Source organism: Streptomyces sp. NPDC029044, from assembly GCF_040637495.1.
Classification (GTDB): Bacteria; Actinomycetota; Actinomycetes; order Streptomycetales; family Streptomycetaceae; genus Streptomyces.
Genome location: NZ_JBEZWN010000023.1, coordinates 41316 through 63792 on the forward strand (window position 1 = coordinate 41316; position 22477 = coordinate 63792).

The window sequence follows — 22477 nt, forward strand, 5'->3', positions numbered from 1 at the left end:
CCGCCTCACCCCGCCCACGGAACAAAGGAGTCTCCGTGCAGAACGCAGGACAGCTCTCGCGGCGCCAGATCCTCGCCGCCGCCGGGTTCATCGGGCTCGCGACCGTCACCGGCTGCGGCAGCGGCGATGACGGAGGCGACTCCAAGGACCTCTCCAAGAAGCAGGACGGCGCCATGAAGAACTACCGGGCCGGACAGCAGTTCAAGGCCGCAAAGCCGCTGTCCTTCTCGGTGCTGCACAACAACAACCCGGTCTACCCCATGAAGGACGGCTGGCTGTTCTGGAAGGAGCTCACCCAGCGCACCGGGGTGACCCTCAAGCCGGTCGACGTCCCGCTCGCCGACTACGAGAAGAAACGCAGCGTCCTCATCGGGGCCGGTGACGCCCCGTTCCTGATCCCCAAGACGTACCACCCCTCGGAGGTGGCCTTCGTCTCCTCGGGCGCCGTCCTCCCGGTCAGTGACTACGTCAAGCTCATGCCCAACTTCCGCGACAAGGTGCGCAAGTGGAGGCTGGAACCCGAGCTCGACTCCATCCGCCAGTCCGACGGCAAGTACTACCTGCTGCCCGGCCTGCACGAGAAGGCCAAGGCCGGCTACTCGCTGTCCTTCCGCACGGACGTCCTGGACCAGCACGGCCTCACCCTGCCCACCACCTGGGACGAGGTGCACGACGTCCTCAAGGCGCTCAAGGAGGAGTACCCGGACAAGTACCCCCTCTCCGACCGCTGGAGCACCAACACCCCGTTTCCCTGCGGCGCCCTGTTCAGCTACCTCGGGCAGGCCTTCGGCGTCAGAGCCGGCTGGACGTACGACAACATCAGCTTCGACCACACGGCGCAGAAGTACGTCTTCACCGGCGCGCAGGACGGCTACCGCCAGATGGTCGAGTACCTGCGCAGCCTCGTCGCCGAGAAGCTCATGGACCCCGAGAGCTTCAGCCAGACCGACGACCAGGCGGTGCAGAAGCTGCTCGCCGAGAAGTGCTACGCGATGAGCGCCAACCCCCAGGAGCTGGTGCAGAACTACCGCTACAACCTGGAGAAGCAGGTCGAGGGCGCGAAGATCGAGATGGTCCCGGTGCCGCTCGGACCGGCCGGGCCCGTGGTGCTGGGCGGCAGTCGCCTGGAGAACGGCGTGATGATCTCCAGCAAGGCGCTCAAGAGCGACAGCTTCGTCGCCATGATGCAGTTCGTGGACTGGCTCTGGTACTCGGACGAGGGCCAGCGACTGGCCCGCTGGGGCGTCGAGGGCGTCACCTACACCCGCTCGGGCAGCCAGTACAGGCCGAAGCCCGGCATCAGCCTCATGGGCTCCGACCCGGACGCCCCCAAGGACATGCAGAAGGACTACGGCTTCTACAACGGCGTCTTCGCCTACGGCGGCAGCTGGGAACTGGTCTCCTCCATGTTCGGTCCGGACGAGCAGAAGTTCCAGGCCGCCATGGCCCGGCGCGAACAACTGCCCATCGACCCCGCCCACCCGCTCCAGTCGTTCGAGCAGGAACAGGCGACCCTCTGGGACACCCCGCTCAAGGACACCGTCATCCAGAACACCCTCCGGTTCGTCCTCGGCAAGCGCCCGCTGTCCCAGTGGGACGCCTACCTCGCCGAGTTGAAGTCGAAGAACATGCAGCAACTCGTCGACCTGCACAACAAGGCGTACGAGCGGTTCCGGAAGGAGAACGGGTGATCCGCCTCCCCGACGCGCCCCGGCGGGACGAGCGGCGCCGGACCCGCCGGGGGGCCGCCGCATGAGCACCGTACGGGCGTCCGACTTCGGCACCGGAACCCTCTCCCGCGCCGCCGCCCTCATCCACACCCTGCTGACGGTCGAGGCGCTGCTCCTCCTCACCGCCTCCCCGGGCCTGGCCGCGCTGCCGCTGCTCGGCCCCGACCCCGCGAACCTCCCCCTCGCGGCCCCGTGCCTGCTGCCCCTCGGGCCCGCCCTGTCCGCCGGGCTCTACACCCTCCACCATCGCAGCCACGACCTCACCGAACTGCACCCGGCCCGCGCCTACCTGCGCGGCCTGCGGCTCAACGCCGTACCGGCACTGAAGCTCTGGACCCCGCTGCTGGCCTGGCTGACGGTCATCGCCTTCACCCTCACGCACTTCCCCGCCACCGGCCTGCCCGGCTGGTGGGCCCTGCTGCTCGCGGCGACCGGCACCGGCTGCCTCCTGTGGGGCGCGCACGCCCTCGTCCTCACCTCGCTCTTCGCCTTCCGCTCCCGGGACACCGCCCGCCTCGCCGCGTACTTCCTGTTCCGGCACGGCCGCGTCACCCTCGCCTTCGCCTCCCTGCTGGTCGTGACGGCCGCGTCGGCAAGCCTGCTGACCGAGGCCGTGGCCGCCCTGCTGGCCGCCCCGCTGCTGCTGTCCCTGCTGCACGGCAGCCGCCCGGTGATCGCCGAGACGCGGAAGGACTTCACCGCATGACGAGGAAGATCCGCTACGGCGGCGACCACAACCCCGAGCAGTGGCCCGAAGAGGTCTGGGACGAGGACCACCGCCTGTTCACCCGGGCCGGCATCGACACCCTCACCGTCGGCGTCTTCATCTGGTCCCTGATCCAGCCCGCGCCGGACACCCACGACTTCACGGTGCTGGACCGCATCCTCGACCGCGCGGCGACCGAGGGCCGCCAGGTGTGTCTGGCCACCGGCACCGCCGCCCTCCCGCCCTGGCTCGCCAAGCGGCACCCCGAGGTCAACCGCACCGACTTCGAGGGCCGCCGCCACCGCTACGGCCAGCGCCACAACTTCTGCCCCAGCTCACCGGCGTACCGTGAGCACGCCACCGCGCTGGCCTCCCGACTCGCCGAACGCTACGCGCAGCACCCGGCCCTGCTCGCCTGGCACGTCAACAACGAGTACGGCGGCGCCTGTTACTGCGATCTGTGCGCCGAGGCGTTCCGGCACTGGCTCCGGGACCGGCACGGCACGCTCGACGCCCTCAACGACGCCTGGTGGACCACCTTCTGGTCGCACCGCTACACCGACTGGGACCAGATCGAGCCGCCGAACGTGCTCACCGAGCACTGGCGCGGCCCCGACCACACCGCCTTCCAGGGCATCACCCTCGACTACTTCCGCTTCACCACCGACGCCCTCCTCGGCTGCTTCCTGGCCGAGAAGGAGGTGATCCGCGCCCACGACCCCGGCACACCCGTCACCACCAACTTCATGGGCCTCTTTCGCCCCCTCGACTACCACCGCTGGGCGCCCCACCTCGACTTCGCCTCCTGGGACAACTATCCGCCCCTGGACGCGCCGCCGACCCGGCCCGCCCTCGCCCACGACCTGATGCGCGGCCTGAAGGACGGCGCCCCGTTCTGGCTGATGGAGCAGACCCCGTCCACGACGGCCTGCCGTGACGTCAACCCGCTCCGGCGGCCCGGCGAACTCCGCCTCGCCACCTTCCAGGCCATCGCCCACGGCGCCGACGCCGCCCTCTACTTCCAGCTGCGCGCCTCCCGGGGCGCCTGCGAGAAGTACCACGGGGCGGTCATCGGCCACGCGGGCCGCGACGACACGCGCGTCTTCCGTGAAGTCGCGGCCCTCGGACGGGAGCTGGAGGCCCTGGGCGACCGGACGCTCGGCGCCCGCACCCCCGCCCGCACCGCGCTCCTCTTCGACTGGGACAGCTGGTGGGCCCTGGAGATCTCCGACGGCCCGTCCCGGCTGGTCAAGTACCCGGACGTGGTCCACGCCTACTACCGGGCCGCCCGGAGAGCGGGCGCCGACGTGGACGTGATCCCGCAGACCGCCGACCTCACGCCCTACGACGTGGTCCTCGCGCCGGTCCTCCACATGGTCAAGGGCGATCTCGCCGCCCGCCTCGAAGCCGTCGCCGCACGCGGCGGCACGGTCCTGGCCACCTTCCTCTCCGGCCGCGTCGACGAGCACGACCGCGCGTTCCGCACCGACGTCCCCGGGCCGCTCGCCCCCCTCATGGGCATCCGCGTGGACGAATGGGACGCCCGGCCACCGGAGTTCGCCCAGACCGTTCCCGAACTCGGCACGGAGGCCCGGCTCGTCTTCGAGATCGTGCTCCCGCGCGGCGCCGAGACCGTCGCCACGTACGGCACCGACTTCTACGCGGGCACCCCCGCGGTCACCCGCAACCCGTACGGCGACGGCGAGGCCTGGTACGTCGCCACCGCCCTCGGCCGGCCGGGCCTCGACGAGGTCGTCCGCCGGATCCTGACCCGCCACGACCTGCTCGGCCCCTACGCCGGCCACCCCGCGGTGGAGGCCGCCACCCGGGTCGCCCCCGACGGCACCCGCCTGCTCTTCCTCCTCAACCACGCCCCCGAACCGGCCCGTCTCACCGCCCACGCCACCGCGACCGACCTGCTCACCGGCAAGCGCCTGGACCAGGGCGAACCCCTGGTCCTCGACCCCCTGGGCGTGGCGATCCTTCAGCAGATCCGCCGTCCCCGCCCGTCCGGCACCCCGGACTTGCGGAAGAAGTAGCTGTTGACCTGGTCGCGCCACTCGCGGGCGCCGCGGAGCTGCTCCTCGTAGCGCTCCGCCACCCGCGCATGGCGCGCCGGGTCCACCAGCCCGGCCAGGGACGCCCACACCGACCGGGCCTCCTCGACCTCCTCGACACCCTCGAAGTGCGTGTCGTAGACGTGCTGGATCACGGTCTTCCCGCTCTTCAGCACATGCCCGTACGGCACATGGTGGAAGAACAGCAGCAGCTCGTCGGGGCAGGTGTCCGGCGACTCGTACAGCTCGGCCCACGGCTCGCCGTACTGCCCGGCGAAGCCCGTACCGCTCTTCACACTGCGGTCGACGCCGATCCCGTCCCGGTCGGCGAAGTGGTAGGTCCCCCACGGGCTGTACTCGTACCCGTCCACACTCGGCCCGTAGTGGTGCCCCGGCTGCACCATGAAGCCCACGCCCAGGGGAGCGGTGTACTTCTCGTACGTCCGCCAGGAGCCGTCGAGCACGGCGTGCAGCCCGTCGGTCACCTGCGGCGGCGCGTCCGGGAAGCTGAGGCCGATCCACTCGTCGAGCACCGCGCGCGGCTCGGCGTCCGGCTGCCAGGCCAGCCGCCCGAAGGTGTACAGGTTGGCCTGCGCCAGCGGATGCCCGGTCCAGAACGGGTCGTCACCGGCGTTCGACACGGCGACGAGCCCGCCCCGCGCCAACGCGCCGATCTGCTGGTCGTGTTCGTGCCGGAACCGCAGCACCTCACTCCACATCGGCCCCAGCCAGCACACATGCCGCTGCTGCCCGGTGTACTCCTGCGTGGCCTGCACTTCCACCGCCAGCCGGGTCCGTGGCATCGCGCCGATCAGCGGCGAGACCGGCTCCCGCGCCTGGAAGTCCATCGGCCCGTGTTTCACCTGGAGCACGGCGTTGCCGGCGAACTCCCCGTCCAGCGGCACGAAATGGTCGTACGCGGCCCGGGCCCGGTCGGTCGTGCGGTCCCGCCAGTCCTGGCGGTGGTCGTAGACGAACGCCCGCCAGTGCACCGTGCCGCCGAACGGCTCCAGTGCCGCCGCCAGCAGGTTCGCGCCCTCGGCGTGACTGCGGCCGTACGCGAACGGCCCCGGCTGCCCCTCCGAGTCCGCCTTCACCAGGTACCCGCCGAAGTCGGGTATCGCCTCGTACACCCGCCGCGTCGCCCCGGCCCACCAGTCGCGCACCGCCCCGTCCAGCGGATCGGCGGTGGGCAGCCCGCCCAGTGCGATCGGCGCGGCGAAGGAGACCGACAGGTGGGTGCGGATGCCGTAGGGCCGCAACGCCCCGGCGATGTCGGCCACTTCACCGATGCGGTCGGTCAGCAGGCGCGCCTCGGCCGCGTGCACATTGACGTTGTTCACGGAGACCGCGTTGATCCCGCACGCCGCCAGCAGCCTGCCGTACGCCCGCACCCGGCCGAGTTCGCCCCGCGCCCTGCCGTCCCGCCAGAACAGCGAGCCACCCGCGTACCCGCGCTCCACCTGTCCCATGACCGGGTGCACGGCCACGTTGTCCCAGTGGTCGAGCATGCGCAGGTCGAGTGCGGGACGGTGGGTCTCCCTCGCCCGCTCGCCGGCGAAGGCCGCCTCCCCGAGGCGTACGACGTGGAACAGCCCGTACAGCAGTCCGTGTCCACCGGAGGCGGTGACGGTCGTCGTGCCGCTCTCCCGCACGCAGGTGAAACCCTCCTCGCCGAGGGGGTCCGGGCCCTCGGCACCGAGGCCGAGGACCAGGTCGTACGCGTCGCCCGGTCGGGCGTCGCGCACGACCCGGCCCCCGAACCGCCGGCAGGCCTGAGCCACCTCCCCGTGCACCGTCTCCACCAGCGGACCCGATCCGCGGACCAGGGTCCGGCGGCCGCCGATCGCCCGGAAGGCGGCGGGCGGCAGCCAGGCCGGGTCGACCCCCTCGGGCAGGACGGGCACGTCAAGCGGCATCGGACCCCCAACTCGGCTGCTCAGGTGAGCAGTTCGACTTCCGCCAGGGTGGCCTCACCATCGAGGACCAGGCGGTACTTCTCGTACGTACCCGGCGACTGCACGGTGAACGCGCGGGTCTGCCGGTCCCAGGCGAAGGACTCCCCGGAGCGCCGGTCCAGCGTCCGCCAGGTCTCACCGTCCGAGGAGCCCTGGAGCGTCCAGCCCTCCGGTGCCTTCGCCCGGTCCGCCGACGACGTCAGCGTGTACTGGACCGCCTCGGCGCCCTCGCGAACCGGCAGGTCCACGGACGTCACCGCCGCGTCCGTCGCCGACGTGTCGTCGAACAGGGCACCGTCGCCCTCCAGCACGTCCGCGCGGGGCGTCGGCACTTCGTCGTCCCGGGTGATCGACACGGGCGCGGCATGCCCGCCCGTGCCCCAGGACGACGGCCGCGGGCCCATGTCGAACTCCAGGACACCGCCCTTGGCGACCAGCGCGTGCGGCAGCGAGGTCTTCGTCCAGGTCCGGCCGTTGACCTTCAGCCCCTGCACGTACACGTTCCTCGCGCTGTTCCGCGGCGCCTTCACCACCAGTTCGCGCCCGTTCTCCAGGTGCACGGTCGCCTTCGTGAACAGGGGCGAGCCGATGGCGTACTCGCCGCTGCCCATCACCAGCGGGTAGAAGCCGAGCGCGGAGAACAGGTACCAGGCCGACTGCTCGCCGTTGTCCTCGTCGCCGTGGTAGCCCTGCCCGATCTCGCTGCCGGTGTACAGCCGGGACAGCACCTCGCGGACGTTCTTCTGCGTCTTCCAGGGCTGCCCGGCCGCGTCGTACATGTACAGGGCGTGATGCGCGACCTGGTTGGAGTGCCCGTACATGCCCATCCGCACGTCCCGCGCCTCGGTCATCTCGTGGATGACACCGCCGTAGGAGCCGACGAACTCGGGGGAGGCCGTCTCCGGGGTGGAGAGGTACGCGTCGAGCTTGTCGGCGAGGCCCTTCCGGCCGCCGTAGAGGTTCGCCAGGCCGCGGCTGTCCTGCGGGGCGGTGAAGGCGTACCCCCAGCCGTTGGTCTCGGTGTAGTCGTGGCCCCAGACCCGCGGGTCGTACTTCGAGGACTCGACCCGCCAGTCGCCCTTCGCGTTCCGGCCCTGGAAGAAGCCGGCCTTCGTGTCGAAGAGGTTCACGTAGTCCTGGGCGCGGTCCAGGAAGTACTCCGACTCCTCCTTGTAGCGCCGCTCACCGGTCTCCTCGTAGAGCTTGCGGCCCATGCGGGAGATGCCGTAGTCGTTGAGGTAGCCCTCCAGCGCCCAGGACAGGCCCTCGTGCGTCTCGGTGCTCGTGTAGCCGAGGAACGGGGAGGTGGCCATGCCCTTGCGGCCGACGCCCGGGTTCGGCGGTACGACCGTCGCGTTCTTCACCGCCGCCTCGTACGCCGCCTTCGCGTCGAAGTCGACTCCCTTGACGTACGCGTCCGCGAACGCCACGTCCGAGGACGTGCCCGTCATGAGGTCCGCGTAGCCGGGGGAGGACCAGCGGGAGGTCCAGCCGCCGTCCTTGTACTGCTGCACGAACCCGTCGACCAGCTCACCCGCCCGGGACGGGGTCAGGAACGAGTACGCGGGCCAGGTCGTCCGGTACGTGTCCCAGAAGCCGTTGTTGACGTACACCTTGCCGTCGACGATCTTCGCGCCGGTGTGCGTCGGGGTGTCCGGGTTCGGCATGGGGGAGAAGGGCGAGGCGTACTGGTGCTTGCCGCCGACCTTCTCGAAACCGGAGTTCGGGTACAGATACAGCCGGTACAGGCTGGAATACAGCGTCGTCAGCTGGTCGGGCGTCGCACCCTCGACCTCGACCTTGCCGAGCAGCCGGTCCCACTGCCGCTGGGCGCTCCTCTTCACCGCCTCGAAGGACCTGCCCTCCGGGATCTCCTGGCGCAAATTGTCCTTGGCCTGGTCGACGCTGATGAGCGAGGTCGCCAGCCGCAGGGTGACGGTCCGGTCGTCGGCCTTGAAGCGCAGGTGGCCCTTGACGCCGCTGGAGTCGCCCTCGGTCACCGGCTTGTCGAACTCGCCGTGGACGAACAGCCGGGTGGCGCCCGTCGACAGCCCGGACTTCACGTCCGAGTAGCCGGTGACGATGCCGTTCTCCTTGTCGAGGGACAGCCCCGCCTGGTCGGTGACGTTGTCGAAGAGGACGCTCGCGTCGTCGCCGGGGTAGGTGAAGCGCAGCGCCGCCGCGTGATCGGTCGGTGCCATCTCGGCCTTCAGGCCGTTCTCGAAGCGCACCCCGTAGTAGTACGGCCGGGCCGTCTCGTTCTCGTGCCGGAAGGCCAGCTCCCGGGCCTCCCGGCCGAGGTCCGGAGTGCCGGCGGCGACGGACGGCATCACCTGGAAGGTCTGCCGGTCGCCCATCCAGGGACTGGGCTCATGACTGGCGCTGAACGCCTGGATCGTCGGCAGGTTGTCGGCGTTGTTGGCTCGCGCGTAGTCGTACAGCCAGCTCAGCGAACCCGCGTTGGTCACCGGCGTCCAGAAGTTGAAGCCGTGCGGCACCGCCGTCGCCGGGAAGTTGTTGCCCCGTGAGAAGCCGCCGCTGGAGTTCGTCCCGCGGGTGGTCACCGCGTAGTCCGACAGGTGCGCCTTCGGCTGCTCGGGGGCGACGGACGCGATGGTCAGGTCGTCCAGCCAGCCCCGGAACTTCGCCGGGCCCTTGGGGGAGTCGTACGCCACCAGGATCCGGTCCACGGTCTTCCCGGCCGCGACCGACCCGATCCGCGAGGTGACGTTGTTCCACTGGTTGACGTAGAGGATCTTCGAGTCGCCCTGCCCCCGCGGGGTCAGCGGGAAGCCGTGCTGGTCCGTCGCACGCAGGTCGCTCAGGTGGGTGCCGTCGGTGAAGGCGAGGTCGACGGAGACGTTCGTGGCGTCGTAGTCGAGGTCGCCGTCCGCCATCGACGGGAAGATCCGGTAGGCCAGCCGCGTGTTCCGGCCGACGGCCACGTTCACGTCGAAGACCTTGTTGTACGAGTACGCCCGCCCGTCGGCGGTGTGCCGGCCGGCGTAGCGCAGGGCACGCTTCCCGGTGAACCCGGCGCCCGCCTTGGCGGTGGGGGAGCCGCTCGGGCCGCGGTCGACCAGGGAGAGCATGTCCTGCGGGACCGGCCCGTCGCCGCCGCCCGTGGACAGCTGGAGGTCGGCGAGCTGGAGGATGGCGCCGCCGTTGTTGCCGGTGACGTCCAGCCGGAAGTGCCGGTACTCGCCGGGTTCGGCGAGGTCGTACGTCTTCGTCTGGAACCGCTCGGAGAAGGACGCGCCGGAGCGGGTGTCCAGGGTCTGCCAGTCCTTGCCGTCGGCGGAGCCCTTCAGGGTCCAGTCCTTCGGGTCGCGCTCGTCGTGGTCGTTGGCCGACGTCAGTGCGTAGCGCACCAGTTTGACTGGTTTGTCAAGGTCGAACTCGACCCAGCCGGTGGGCTCGAAGACGAGCCATTTGGTGCTCGGTTCGCCGTCGACGAGGTTCTCCTTCACCTCGCCGCCGCCCGTGTTCTCGGCACTGGCCCGGACATCGGTGACCCGGTCGGTCACATTGCCCGGTATGCCGCTGCTGTAGCCGCCGTCGACGCCCGAGGCGCGCTTGCGGCCGTCGGGGCCGGTGTCGACGGTGTTCGACCAGTCCGGAACAGGGTCGTCCGCCTCGAACGAGGAGGCGAACCCCCGATCGGGTTTCTCCGGCGCCGGTGGCAGTGCGACCGCAACGCCCTGCGAACTCAGGGCCAAAGCGAAGGCGGTCGCCGACACGACCGCCGAACCCCATCTGTGCCGAGCTTTCCGCTGCATCAACGGGTACCCTCCCTGCGCAGTGGACAACGTTGTCACCATCAATGCGCAAGGACCAGTAGTTGCCCAAGTGGCGGGGAGTGTCAAGGGTGTTGCCTGTGGCATTCGGGCGCGGTGACCGGGATATATCCGGCGGAGCACCCACAGGTCACTCATACTTCCGCGAGGTCTCAACTCGGATAAGACCCACGGCCAACCCTGTGTTCGATGTTGATCCGCCGACGGGAAGTGGACTATACCTGTCGCACGCTTCACCCGATCCGCACATCACCACCCGCACGTCGCCACCCGCACTTTCCTGCACGACCCAGCTTGACCCGATCGCGGTGCCGGGGAGGATCCGGTTCACCGCCTGAGTCCTGGAGAAGGCGAGGACTTGAGCATGGGATCCACTTCCGCCGAGAACCACGGCACCGAGGGTGTCGGCCGCCGTGATCTGATCAAACGGTCCGCCGCGCTCGGGCTGATCTCCGTCCCCACCATGAGCTTCCTGTCCGCCTGCGCGAGCAGCGGCGGCGACGACAGCGGGGACAAGGCCAAGGCAGGCAAGAAGACCGCGAAGAACCCGCTGGCGGTCAACGACACCGCGGGCATGGAATTCGTCCTGTTCGACGGTGGTTTCGGCAAGGAGTACGCCGAGGACGCCGTGAAGATCTACGAGAAGAACTTCCCCAACGCCTCGGTGAAGTTCTCCGCGACCCAGAAGATCCAGTCCACCCTCCAGCCCCGCTTCAACCAGGGCACTCCGCCGGACCTCATCGACAACTCCGGCGCCGAGCAGATGGACATGGGCGTCCTGGTCGGCAAGAACCAGCTCACCGACCTCACCCCGCTGCTGGACGCGCCCTCCTACGACGACCCGGGCAAGAAGGTCCGCGACACGCTGCGCCCCGGCATCGTGGAGATGGGCCAGTTCGACGGCGAGAAGGTCTGGATCCTCTACTACGCCTACACGGTGTACGGCGTCTGGTACTCGCAGAAGGCCCTGGACTCGCTCGACGAGCAGTACCCCGAGACCTGGGACCAGATGCTCGCGGTCTGCGCGAAGGCCAAGAAGAAGGGCATGGCGGGCTGGACGTACGCGGGCAAATACCCGTACTACCTCCCCTTCTCGCTCTACCCGATGATCGGCAAGGTCGGCGGCCGGGAGGTCCTCGACGCCATCGACAACCTGGAGCCGAACGCCTGGAAGCACCCGGCCGTCAAGGCCTGTTTCGACGCGTACTACGAGCTCTACAAGAAGGGTTACGTCCTCAAGGGCACCCCGGGCCTGGACCACATCCAGTCACAGACCGCGTGGGCCGAGGGCAAGGCGCTGTTCATCCCGAACGGCTCCTGGGTGGAGAACGAGTCGGCCAACGTCATCCCCGAGGACTTCGACCTGGCCGTCTCCGCGCCCACCGGCCTCGACTCCTCCGACAAGATGCCCTTCGGCACCATCTGGGCCTCCGGCGGCGAGCCCTTCATCGTCCCGGCCAAGGCGAAGAACGCCGCCGGCGGCATGGAGCAACTGCGCATCATGCTCAGCGAGGCCTCCTCCAAGAACTTCACCGGCAAGGTGAAGTCGCTGACCGCGTACAACGGCGGCACCGACGGCATCGCCCTCACCCCCGGTCTGAAATCCGGTGTCGCGGCGCTGGACAAGGCCGGCGAGAACGTGGTGAATCCCCGTATGCAGGACTGGTACGTGCAGTTGCAGAAGGAGAAGATCGGCGTCTCCGGGCTGGGCGAGATGATGGCCGGCCGGCTGACCCCGGCCGAGGCCATCAAGAAGATCCAGGCCTTCGCCGACGAGACCGCCAAGGACGACTCCATCAAGCACTACAAGCACCAGTAACGGCACCGGAAAACCAAATTCCGCACACGGCACCGGAGTGGCGATGCAGCACGGCAAGTACCGGTTCATCGTGGGGTTCCTGGCGTTGCCCCTGGGACTGTACGCGCTCTTCGTGGTCTGGCCGTTCATCCAGTCCATCTATTACTCGTTCACGGACTGGACCGGCCTGAGCCCCGAATTCAAGATGGTCGGTTTCGACAACTACAGCCGGATGCTCGACGACGACATCTTCTGGAAGTCGTTGCAGCACAGCCTGCTGTTCGCCCTCCTGCTGCCGGTGGTGACGATCGGCCTCGCGCTGTTCTTCGCCTTCATGATCAACGTGGGCGGCAGAAAGAGAAGGAACGGCCCGGTGATCACCGGTGTCCGCGGCTCCTCCTTCTACAAGATCGTCTACTTCTTCCCGCAGGTCCTCTCGATCGCCATCGTCGCGCTGCTGTTCGCGTTCGCATACAACCCGGACAGTGGCGCGCTCAATTCGCTGCTGCGCGGCATCGGCCTGGACGACGTCCAGCCCCTGTGGCTGGGCGACCCCGATCTGGCTCTCTGGGCCGTGATGGCGGTCCTCGTCTGGTCCACAGTCGGCTTCTTCGTCGTCCTCTTCTCCGCCGGCATGGCCTCGATCCCGGCAGAGATGTACGAGGCCGCGCTCCTGGACGGCGCGAACCGCGTCACCACGTTCTTCCGGGTCACCCTGCCCCTCCTCTGGGACACGGTGCAGTCCGGCTGGGTCTACATGGGCATCCTCGCCCTGGGCGCCGAGTCGTTCGCGGTCGTGCAGATCATGACGACCGGGCCGGGCGGCCCCGACTACTCGACCACCGTCATGGTCCTGTACGTGTACCAGAAGGCGTTCCGTGACGGGCAGGCCGCCTACGCCACCACCATCGGTGTCGCCCTGCTCGTCGTCACGCTGGCCTTCGCCGCCGTGGTGATGCGGCTGGGCCGTCGCGAGCGGCTGGAGTACTGATGAAGACGACCGAAACCCCCGCTCCGCTCCCGGCCGAGTCAGGCGCCCCCCTGGCCAAGGAGGACCTGCCGCCGGCCCTGCCGCCCAAGGAGAAGAAGGAGGGCACGGTCCTCAACGTCTTCTCCCACGGTGTCCTGGTCATCTGGGCGTTCATGGTGGTCATGCCGCTGCTGTGGGCGGTCATGACGTCCTTCAAGGACGACCGCTCCATCTTCAGCTCCCCCTGGTCGCTCCCGGACTCCCTGCACTTCGACAACTGGTCGCGGGCGTGGACCCAGGCCAACATGAGCGACTACTTCCTCAACACGGTGCTCGTGGTGGGCGGCTCGCTCATCGGCACGCTGGTCCTCGGCTCCATGGCGGCCTACGTCCTGGCCCGCTTCGACTTCCCGGGCAACCGGTTCATCTACTTCCTGTTCATCGGCGGCATGAGCTTCCCGATCATGCTCGCGCTGGTCCCGCTGTTCTACGTCGTGAACAACATGGGCCTGCTGAACACCATCCACGGCCTGATCCTCGTCTACATCGCCTACTCCCTGCCGTTCACGGTCTTCTTCCTGACGGCGTTCTTCCGCACGCTGCCGACGTCGATCGCCGAGGCGGCGTTCGTCGACGGGGCCTCCCACAGCCGCACGTTCTTCCAGATCATGCTGCCCATGGCCAAACCGGGCCTGATCAGCGTCGGCATCTTCAACTTCCTGGGCCAGTGGAACCAGTACATGCTCCCCACGGTCCTCAACACCGACCCCGACAAGCGCGTCCTCACGCAGGGCCTGGTGCAGCTGGCGGTCAGCCAGGGCTACAAGGGTGACTGGTCGGGCCTCTTCGCGGGCCTCGTCATGGCGATGCTGCCGGTGCTGGCGGCGTACATCATCTTCCAGCGGCAGGTGGTGCAGGGGCTGACGGCGGGTGCGCTGAAGTAGGAGCCGGGGGTTCGCAACCCGGCGTTCCCGGATGCTCGGCGTCGCTGCTGAGGCCGGGTGGGTCCGCAACCCGGCGGAACGGGGTGCCGCTGCGCCCACCCGTGCCGCCCTTAGCGGCACGCATGCCCGCAGCTGGGGCGGCACGCATGCCCGCAGCTGGGGCGGCGCGCATGCCCGCGGCGGGGGCAGAGCGCGCCCGCACTCGCGTACGGCGAGAAGGGGCCGTGTCGGGGGGTGTCCGCCCGCAGCGGTTGTCGCGTCAACGCACAGTCAGTCGGCACGCAACCCCATCGCGACGTTCCGAGGACGGCCCCCCCGGCGCGGCCCCGACCCACCACCCGGCGCCACGCGAAGACGCGCACCCCCACCCCCGGGAACCGAACCACCGCCCCGCACGTGTTCCTGGGCAAGGGGGGCGAGGGGTCGTGCAAGGGGGGCGCGAGCCGCGCTCCACGCTGCGATCCGATCAAGATCGAGGCAAGCCCGGTGCGGATGTCAGCCCCGGCAGCGATACTTGCGGCGACGGATGGCCATGGGGGAGGTCACAGTGACGTACACGCCGAAGAGCAGCCCACCACCACCGGGCCCGGGCCTGCCCGTCCTGCCGGCGGTCCCGGCACAGACGGCACCCCCCGCCCGGCCCCCCGAGAACACTCCGGCGCGCTCGACGCCCCCGGCGGCGCCCCGCCGCACCGCCTTCGCCGAAGGCCTCGACCAGCTCCGTGCCGCCGCCACCACCGAACCCGGCCGCCTGCGCATCATCGGCGCCCTCCTCGCCCTCCTCGTCATCGCCTTCGGCGCCGTCACCGCCTGGCAGATGACCGACCGCGCGGCCGCCGCCGACGACGTCCTCACCCGCAGCCAGCCCCTCAGTTCGGACGCCGCCGACATCTACCGCTCCCTCGCGGACGCCAACACCGCCGCCTCCAGCGGCTTCCTCGCCGGCGGCCAGGAGTCGGCCGCCACCCGCGACCGCTACGAGCGGGACATCCGCACGGCCGCCGAGAAGCTCGTCAACGCCGCCGCCAACGCCGAACCGGGCTCCCCGTCCACGGCGACGATCGCCGAACTCAACAGACTCCTCCCGGAGTACAAGGGCCTGGTGGAGCGCGCCCGCACCTACAACCGCCAGGGCTTCCCCGTCGGCGGCGCCTACCTGCGCTACGCCAACGAGAAGATGCAGAAGGAGATGCTCCCGGCGGCGGAGGACCTCTACAAGAAGGAGAACCAGCGCCTCGGCGCGGACTACGCGAGCGCCACGCCCTACCCCTGGGCGGCCATCGCCCTCGGCGTCGCCGCCCTGGCCGCCCTCGCGTGGGCCCAGCACCGCAACTACCGGCGGACGAACAGGGTCCTGAATCACGGCCTGGTGGCCGCCACGGCCACGGCCACGGTCGTCCTCCTCTGGCTGGTCGTCGGCCACACCGTCGCCCGCGCGGGCCTTGACGACTCCTACGACCACGGCGTCCGCTCCCTGAACGTCCTGCACGACGCGCGCATCGCCTCCCTCAAGGCCCGGGGCAACGAGAACCTGACGCTGGTGGCCCGCGGCGCGGAGACGAAGAAGGTCGGCAAAGAGACCTACGACGCCTACGACTACGACTTCGGCAGGGACATCAAGGCCCTCGCGGCGCAGCTGGCGGCGGCGGAGAAGCTCGCCGACGACTCCTCGGGCGAGCGCCCTGTCACCGCCGCCGTGGGCAACATGACGGAGTGGAAGAAGCGCCACGCCGCGGCCCGCGAGCAGGACGAGCACGGCAACTACCAGCAGGCGCTGGACCGCGTCATCGGCAGCAAGGACGCGACGGGCGAGTGCTTCGACAGCGTCGACGAGAACCTGCGCACGGCACTGGCGCACGAGGAGACGGAGTTCAAGCGCGCGGCCGGCGACGGCCGCGACGCGCTGACGGGCATACCGGCCGGCGCGGCCGTCCTGGCGGTGCTGGGCGCCGCGGGGTCGGTCCTGGGCATCGGCCGCAGGCTGTCGGAGTACCGATGAACGGGCCGGGGGCGAAGGGAGGAACGACCGTGCGAGACGCGCTCAGGGGCTGGGGCGGAGTGACCGCGATGGCAGTCGTGTGCGCCCTGGTGGCGCTGGTGGCCCTCTGCCTGCCGCTCACCACGGACACGACGTCCGCGCAGAACACCACCGCGACCGCCGAGTCCGCCCGGACGGCGGCGGAGAAGGACTGCGAGGACCCCGAGAAGCAGACCCTCTCCCCCTCCTCCGCCGACGGCGACACCATCCGGTTGATCAAGAACCGCCAGGGCGAGAAGCGCAAACTGATCGTCGGCGTCGACCAGAACAGCTACCGCTGGGGCTACCGCAACCCCAACAGCGGCAAGACCGCGGAGCTCGAAGGCTTCGACATCGACCTGGTCCACCGCATCGCCGAGGACATACTCGGCGACCCGGACGCCGTGCAGTTCAAGGCGATCCCCACCGACCAGCGCATCCCGGCCATCAAGGACGGCCGCGTGGACATGGTCGTCCGCACGATGACGATCAACTGCGACCGCATCCCCGACGTCGCCTTCTCCGCGCCCTACTTCAAGACGGGCCAGCAGGTCCTGGCTCCGAAGTCCTCCCCGGTCAAGGGCTACGACGACACGCTCGCCGGCCGCAGGATCTGCACGGCGGCGGGCTCGACCGCGTACTCCACGCTGGATGCGGACAAGAAGGACGGCGACCTCCCCGCCAGTACCGACATCTCCACCACCGTGCCGAATCAACTCGACTGCCTGGTGCGGCTCCAGCTCGGCGAGGTCGACGCCGTGGTCACCGACGGCGCGCTCGCGGCGAGCCAGGCGGCACAGGATCCGACGGTCCAGCTCAAGGGTGACGCCTTCACTGCCGAGTACTACGGCGTGGCGATGAAGAAGGACGCGGACGACCTGGTACGCCGGGTCAACCAGATCCTGGTGGACTACCGCAAGGACACCGCGAACGGCTGGCAGGCGTCGTACGACCAATGGCTGTCGGCAACTCTGGGCAAGGATGCGAAGAAGTCGGAACCCCCGGCACCGCAGTACCTCCGCACGAGCTGACGACCGGTAGGCACCGGACCACGACGAAGCCCCGACGGGCACTACGCAGCGAGAGGTGATCGATGGGCGTCACGGGACCCACCGGGCCGGTGATGGACCGGGACGAGGTGGACCGTGCGCTGGCGCGGCTCGGCGCGGAGCACGAGGCGATCGAGACCTCGCTCCTCGCCCTTCAGGACCACGCGGGCCGCAGACTCCTGGAGGGCGCCGAGCTCACCGGCGTCACCCAGGAGCGCTGGACGGCCACGGAGGCGTCGATCACGCTGCTGTGGGCGTACTTCGACGCGTACACCGACGCGCTGCGCTCCGCCCGCGACATCCGCTCCCGCCGCCGCTGGTCCAGCCGCGAGGACCTGGTGGAGCTGACGGAACTGCTGAACGGCGACTCGGTCACCGTCGCGGGCAGCGCCACGGCGACGGCCAACGCCCCCACCCTGCACGGCAGTCCGACGAAACTCAGCGAGCGCTACTCGCTCAGCACCCTCGTCGACCGGATGAACGAGCTGTACGCGACGAGCCTGGACATGGTGGTCGCCGCGGACGCGGTCTGGTCGGCGCTGCCGGCCCGGATCGACCTGCTCGCGGCGGAACTCCAGCGCACCCGGCGGCTGGCGCACTCGGTCGGCGTGCGCCCCGGCGAGCACCCCGCGGGCGACGACCTGGAGCGCATCACGCGGATACTGACGAAGCTGCGCGAGCAGGTGGTCTCGGACCCGCTGGCGTTCTGGGTGGCCGCGGAGGGCAGTTCGGCGCCGGGCGGCGGCCGGCCGGACACGACGGTGTACGACCGCGAGGCACGTGCCCTGGACGAGGTACGCCGTGAGATCGACGCCGTACTGACCGTCCGGCAGGACGCCGAGAAGCGGATCGTGAAGCTGCGGGACCTCCTCAGCCGCGCGGACCGCACGCTGGCCGAGGCGCGCACGGCACGCGGCGAGGTGCTGGCGAAGATCGCGGCGACGGAGGTGCCCGTCGTCAGCGGCCCGCCGACCGTCCTCCAGGAGCAGCTGGCGGCGGCCGCTGAGTACCGCAGGCAGGCGCAGTGGCACCGGCTGTCCCCGCTGCTGGAGTCGCTGGAGCAGAAGGCCGAGGACGAACTGCTGCGCGCCCGCGAGTCGTTGACCGCGGTCACCGCCCCGCTGGCGGTCCGCGCCGAGCTGCGCGGCCGGCTGGACGCGTACAAGGCGAAGGTCGCCCGGCACGGCTTCGCCGAGGACACGCTGCTGGTGGAGCGGTACGAGAAGGCGCGCCGCATGCTGTGGAGCGCGCCCTGCGACCTGCGCGCCGCCGAGCAGGCGGTGCTGCGCTACCAGCACGCTGCGGCGGAGCTGTTCGGCGGGGGCCCGCGAGTGCCGGGGCAGGGCGTGCCGGAGGACGACCGGAGGGGGCCGGGCGCATGAGTGACGAGGGGGAGTCCATGAGTCAGGCACCGCAGGAGGCGCCCGGCGCGCCGCCGCGCACCTGTCAGCGCCCCGCCTGCGACGGCACGTACGAGGACGTGGGCGGCGGCGAGCTGTACTGCGACACCTGTGGTCTGGCCCCGGTCGTCGCGGCCGGGGGTCCCCGCTCCGGGGAAGGCATGGTCGGCTCGCCCCCCACCGGCATCACCGCGGGCGGCAGGGGCGGCTCCCGCGGGTCGGCGGGCAGTGGCGGTTCCCGCTCCAGCGGCCACAGTTCGCGGACGTCGTCGCAGTCGTCGAAGTCGCGCCGCTCGGTGTCGGGGCGTCTGTCGCGGTCCCTGTCGGGCAAGGCGACGGGCCGCTCGGTGTCGGTGCGCAGCTCCGGTTCGACCGCCGGCTCCGGGTCGCGGGGGCGGCTCGGCGCGGGTCTGGTGCAGGTGCCGCCGATCCCGCGGCCCGACCCGCGCGAGATGGTCCTGGACGACCCCGAGGTGCCCGAGCGGAAGCGGTTCTGCTCGCGCTCCGACTGCGGCGCCCCGGTGGGCCGGGCGCGCGGCGACCGGCCGGGCCGTACGGAGGGTTTCTGCACGAAGTGCGGTCATCCGTATTCGTTCGTGCCGAAGCTGAGGGCCGGGGACGTGGTGCACGGCCAGTACGAGGTGGTCGGCTGCCTGGCGCACGGCGGGCTGGGCTGGATCTACCTCGCCGTCGACCGGGCGGTCTCGGACCGCTGGGTGGTCCTGAAGGGCCTGCTGGACACGGGCGACCAGGACGCGATGGCGGCTGCGATCTCCGAGCGCCGCTTCCTCGCGGAGATCGAGCACGCCAACATCGTGCGGATCTACAACTTCGTGGAGCACCTCGACCAGCGCACGGGTTCGCTCGACGGCTACATCGTCATGGAGTACGTCGGCGGCAAGTCCCTCAAGGAGATCGCCAACGCCCGTCGCACGGCGCAGGGCAGGCGCGACCCGCTGCCGGTGGAGCAGGCCTGCGCGTACGGCATCGAGGCGCTGGAGGCGCTCGGGCACCTGCACAGCCGGAACCTGCTGTACTGCGACTTCAAGGTCGACAACGCGATCCAGACCGAGGACCAGCTGAAGCTGATCGACATGGGCGCGGTACGCAGGATGGACGACGAGGAGTCGGCCATCTACGGCACGGTCGGCTACCAGGCCCCCGAGGTGGCCGAGGCGGGCCCGTCGGTGGCGAGCGACCTGTTCACCGTGGCCCGCACCCTGGCCGTTCTGACCTTCGACTTCCAGGGCTACACGAACGTCTACGCCGACTCCCTGCCCGATCCGGACCACATCGAGGTGTTCCGGCAGTACGAGTCGTTCTACCGGCTCCTGGTCCGGGCCACCGACCCCGACCCGGCGCGCCGGTTCGCCTCGGCGCAGGAGATGGCCGAGCAGCTGACGGGTGTGCTGCGGGAGGTCGTCTCCCTCCAGACGGGCCGCGCCCGCCCGGCGCTTTCGACGCTGTTCGGGCCGGAACTGCGCGTGACGGACACGGAGTTGTTCCCGAGGCTGGACGGCGAGGTGTCCCGTCTGGGGGCCCGGGCGCTGCGGGCCGGGGCTCGTTCCGGCGCTCCCGCCGCCTTGGCCGGTCCGCAGCGGCCCGGGCCCGCGCACAGCCTCGTCAAGCCCGTCGACACCCCCTCCGCCGCGTTCGCCCTGCCCGTCCCGCGTGTCGACCCGGCCGACCCCAACGCCGGTTTCCTGGCGGGCCTGATGACCTCGGCGCCCGCGGAACTGCTCGGCGCCCTGGCCACCGCGCCGGCCCCGTCGATCGAGACGCGGCTGCGGCAGATCAGGGCCTGGCTGGAGACCGGCGATCCGGCCGCCGCGCTGGAGGCGCTGGTCTCCCTGGAGGGCGAGCGGCCCGACGACTGGCGGGTCGTCTGGTACCGGGGCATGGCCGCGCTGGTCACGGGCGACGACGAGGGCGCCGCCCTGGCCTTCGACGCGATCTACGACGCCTTCCCGGGCGAGATCGCGCCCAAACTGGCGCTGGGCCTGTGCGCGGAGGTGCTGGGCCAGCTGGACAACGCCGCCGAGTACTACCGGCTGGTGTGGTCGGCCGACCCGAGCTATGTGAGCGCCGCGTTCGGCCTGGCCCGCGTCCAGCTGGCGACCGGCGACCGGCACGGCGCCGTACGGACGCTGGAGTCGGTGCCGGAGTCCTCCATCCACTACACGGCCGCCCGGGTGGCTGCCGTGCGGGCGCGGCTGCGGCAGCGCGCGGCGAGCGCCTCCGACGCGGCGTTCCTCGGGGATCTGACGGCGGCCGCCGCGCAGGTCGAGGCGTTGGAGGCGTACGGTCTGGATCCGGCGCGGCGGGAGCAGTTGTCGGCCGAAGTCCTCGGTTGCGCGCTGGACTGGGTACTCTCCGGGGGCCAGGGTTCCGCCCCTCCCGCCGCCGGGGGACGGACGCTGCTCGGCAGCGGCCTGGACGAGCGGGGCCTGCGTTTCGGTCTGGAACGCTCGTACCGCACGCTGGCCCGGCTGGCGCGGGGCGGCGAGGAGAGGATCGACCTGGTGGAACGTGCCAATCGTTACCGCCCCCGGACGTGGGTGTAGTTGATGTCGCAGATGCCCCAGTTGTCCGCCTGCCCGAGTTGCGAGGAACCCCTCGAGTCGGGTGACCGTTTCTGCGGCGCGTGCGGATATGACCTGTCCGCCGTGCCGGAACGGCCGCAGGACAACCCGACCATCACCATGAACGGCTCGGTGCCCCGACAGGGCGCTCCGGCCGGCGAGTATCCCGAGCCCCCGTCGGCGCCCCCCGCCGGCGCGGCCTGGCCCGCCCCCGGGCCGGGCGGAGCGGGCGCCCCGCAGGCGGCGCACCTGCCGACGGACCTGCCGGGCACGGACTCGGGCGGCTCGGCCCTGCCACCTCAGGCGCCCCCGCCCCCGAGTGCTCCGCCGCCCGCGGCGGCGGGCGTGCGGTTCGACCGGCCGCGGCAGCCCGAGGGGGCTGCGGCGTCTCCGGAGATCTACCAGACACAGCCCGACGAGTACCTTCTCCAGGCGCCGGACCCCCGGGTGTCCGCCGAGCCGGCGGCCCAGGCCGCGGGCGCCGGCGGCAAGGTCTGCGTCGCCTGCCGGGCCGGCCGCGTGGACGACGACGGCTACTGCGAGAACTGCGGCCACGCCCAGCCGCGCGAACGGGACCACATGGAGCAGGAGTCCGGCCCCCTGGCCGCGGTCAGCGACCGCGGTCTGCGCCACCACCGCAACGAGGACGCGTTCGCCATCGGCACCACCACGCTGCCCGACGGCTCCCCCGCCTCGGTCGCGATCGTCTGCGACGGCGTCTCCTCGGCGACCCGCCCCGACGACGCCTCCGCGGCGGCGTCGAAGGCGGCGGGCGAGACGCTGCTGGCGGCCCTGCCGCGGGGCACGCACCCGCAGCAGGCGATGCACGACGCGATCCTCGCCGCCTCGCGCGCCGTCAACGCGCTCGCCGCGGAGCCCGCCACGGCCCTGGAGCAGGCCCCTCATCAGAACGCTCCCGCCTGCACCATCGTCGGCGCCGTGGTGACGTCGGGCCTGCTGATCGTCGGCTGGGTCGGCGACAGCCGCGCCTACTGGGTGCCGGTCGACCGCAGCGCTCCCCCCGCCCGGCTCACCGAGGACGACTCCTGGGCCGCGCAGATGGTCGCCGCGGGCCTGATGAACGAGGCCGAGGCCTACGCCGACGAGCGCGCCCACGCGATCACCGGCTGGCTCGGCGCGGACGCCTATGAGCTGGAACCGCACACCGCCGCGTTCAAGCCGGACCGGCCCGGCGTGGTCGTGGTCTGCACCGACGGCCTGTGGAACTACGCGGAGGCGGCGGAGGAGATGGCCCGGGTCGTCCCGGTCGACGCCGCCGTGCACCCCCTGCACAGCGCCCGGGTGCTCCTCGGCCACGCGCTGGACGGCGGGGGCCACGACAACGTAACAGTGGCGCTCGTGCCGTTCCCGGCCGTGCCCCAGGGGGCAGGATCGGCCTGAGGCCACGTACGCCGGACGCCTCGGCGGACCGGAGGGGACCGGTCCGCCTACCGTCATCACCCCGCCGC

The 22477-nt window shown here is 70.8% G+C and carries 13 protein-coding genes; 11 read left to right on the forward strand and 2 right to left on the reverse strand.

All coding sequences use genetic code 11. From position 1 onward, the window contains the following. Positions 1 to 35 precede the first annotated feature (35 nt). The 3 genes from AB0E85_RS19990 (at position 36) to AB0E85_RS20000 (ending at position 4475) form a co-directional block, all read left to right on the forward strand. The gene (locus AB0E85_RS19990; protein ID WP_361928755.1) at positions 36 to 1691 is read left to right on the forward strand and encodes an extracellular solute-binding protein; all 1656 of its coding nucleotides are present in this window, start codon (positions 36 to 38) and stop codon (positions 1689 to 1691) included. Positions 1692 to 1752: 61 nt separating this feature from the next. After that, a complete protein-coding gene (locus AB0E85_RS19995; protein WP_361928757.1) occupies positions 1753 to 2436 on the forward strand; it encodes a hypothetical protein in 684 nt (227 codons plus the stop codon). Beyond that, positions 2433 to 4475: a beta-galactosidase gene (locus tag AB0E85_RS20000; protein ID WP_361928759.1), complete on the forward strand. Its 2043-nt coding sequence runs from the start codon at positions 2433 to 2435 to the stop codon at positions 4473 to 4475. The genes AB0E85_RS19995 and AB0E85_RS20000 overlap by 4 nt, the downstream gene beginning before the upstream one ends. On the opposite strand, the gene AB0E85_RS20005 is transcribed toward AB0E85_RS20000, so the two are convergent. Further along, positions 4421 to 6412, reverse strand: a complete 1992-nt coding sequence (locus AB0E85_RS20005; RefSeq protein WP_361928762.1) for an alpha-glucuronidase — start codon at positions 6410 to 6412, stop codon at positions 4421 to 4423. The genes AB0E85_RS20000 and AB0E85_RS20005 overlap by 55 nt on opposite strands. A 20-nt stretch (positions 6413 to 6432) precedes the next feature. Further along, a complete protein-coding gene (locus AB0E85_RS20010; protein WP_361928764.1) occupies positions 6433 to 10230 on the reverse strand; it encodes a GH92 family glycosyl hydrolase in 3798 nt (1265 codons plus the stop codon). A 382-nt stretch (positions 10231 to 10612) separates the two neighbouring features. Between AB0E85_RS20010 and ngcE the strand changes: the two genes are divergently transcribed. From ngcE to AB0E85_RS20050, 8 genes are all read left to right on the forward strand, one after another. Next, entirely contained in the window at positions 10613 to 12067 is a 1455-nt protein-coding gene (gene ngcE, locus AB0E85_RS20015) for an N-acetylglucosamine/diacetylchitobiose ABC transporter substrate-binding protein (protein WP_361928767.1), read from the forward strand. 43 nt (positions 12068 to 12110) lie between these two features. Continuing rightward, positions 12111 to 13037 (forward strand): sugar ABC transporter permease, encoded by a 927-nt coding sequence (locus tag AB0E85_RS20020; RefSeq protein ID WP_361928770.1) that lies wholly within the window; start codon positions 12111 to 12113, stop codon positions 13035 to 13037. Next, positions 13037 to 13960: a carbohydrate ABC transporter permease gene (locus tag AB0E85_RS20025; protein WP_361928772.1), complete on the forward strand. Its 924-nt coding sequence runs from the start codon at positions 13037 to 13039 to the stop codon at positions 13958 to 13960. Before AB0E85_RS20020 ends, AB0E85_RS20025 begins: the two co-directional genes overlap by 1 nt. Before the next feature lie 547 nt (positions 13961 to 14507). Beyond that, a complete protein-coding gene (locus AB0E85_RS20030) occupies positions 14508 to 15959 on the forward strand; it encodes a hypothetical protein (RefSeq protein WP_361928775.1) in 1452 nt (483 codons plus the stop codon). Further along, a complete protein-coding gene (locus AB0E85_RS20035; RefSeq protein WP_361928777.1) occupies positions 15956 to 17008 on the forward strand; it encodes a glutamate ABC transporter substrate-binding protein in 1053 nt (350 codons plus the stop codon). The genes AB0E85_RS20030 and AB0E85_RS20035 overlap by 4 nt, the downstream gene beginning before the upstream one ends. A 62-nt stretch (positions 17009 to 17070) precedes the next feature. Beyond that, positions 17071 to 18408, forward strand: a complete 1338-nt coding sequence (locus AB0E85_RS20040) for a hypothetical protein (protein ID WP_361928779.1) — start codon at positions 17071 to 17073, stop codon at positions 18406 to 18408. 17 nt (positions 18409 to 18425) lie between these two features. Then, positions 18426 to 20990, forward strand: coding sequence for a tetratricopeptide repeat protein (locus tag AB0E85_RS20045; RefSeq protein WP_361928782.1), 2565 nt, complete (start codon positions 18426 to 18428; stop codon positions 20988 to 20990). A 3-nt stretch (positions 20991 to 20993) separates the two neighbouring features. Further along, positions 20994 to 22409: a protein phosphatase 2C domain-containing protein gene (locus AB0E85_RS20050; protein ID WP_361928784.1), complete on the forward strand. Its 1416-nt coding sequence runs from the start codon at positions 20994 to 20996 to the stop codon at positions 22407 to 22409. Positions 22410 to 22477: the final 68 nt, after the last annotated feature.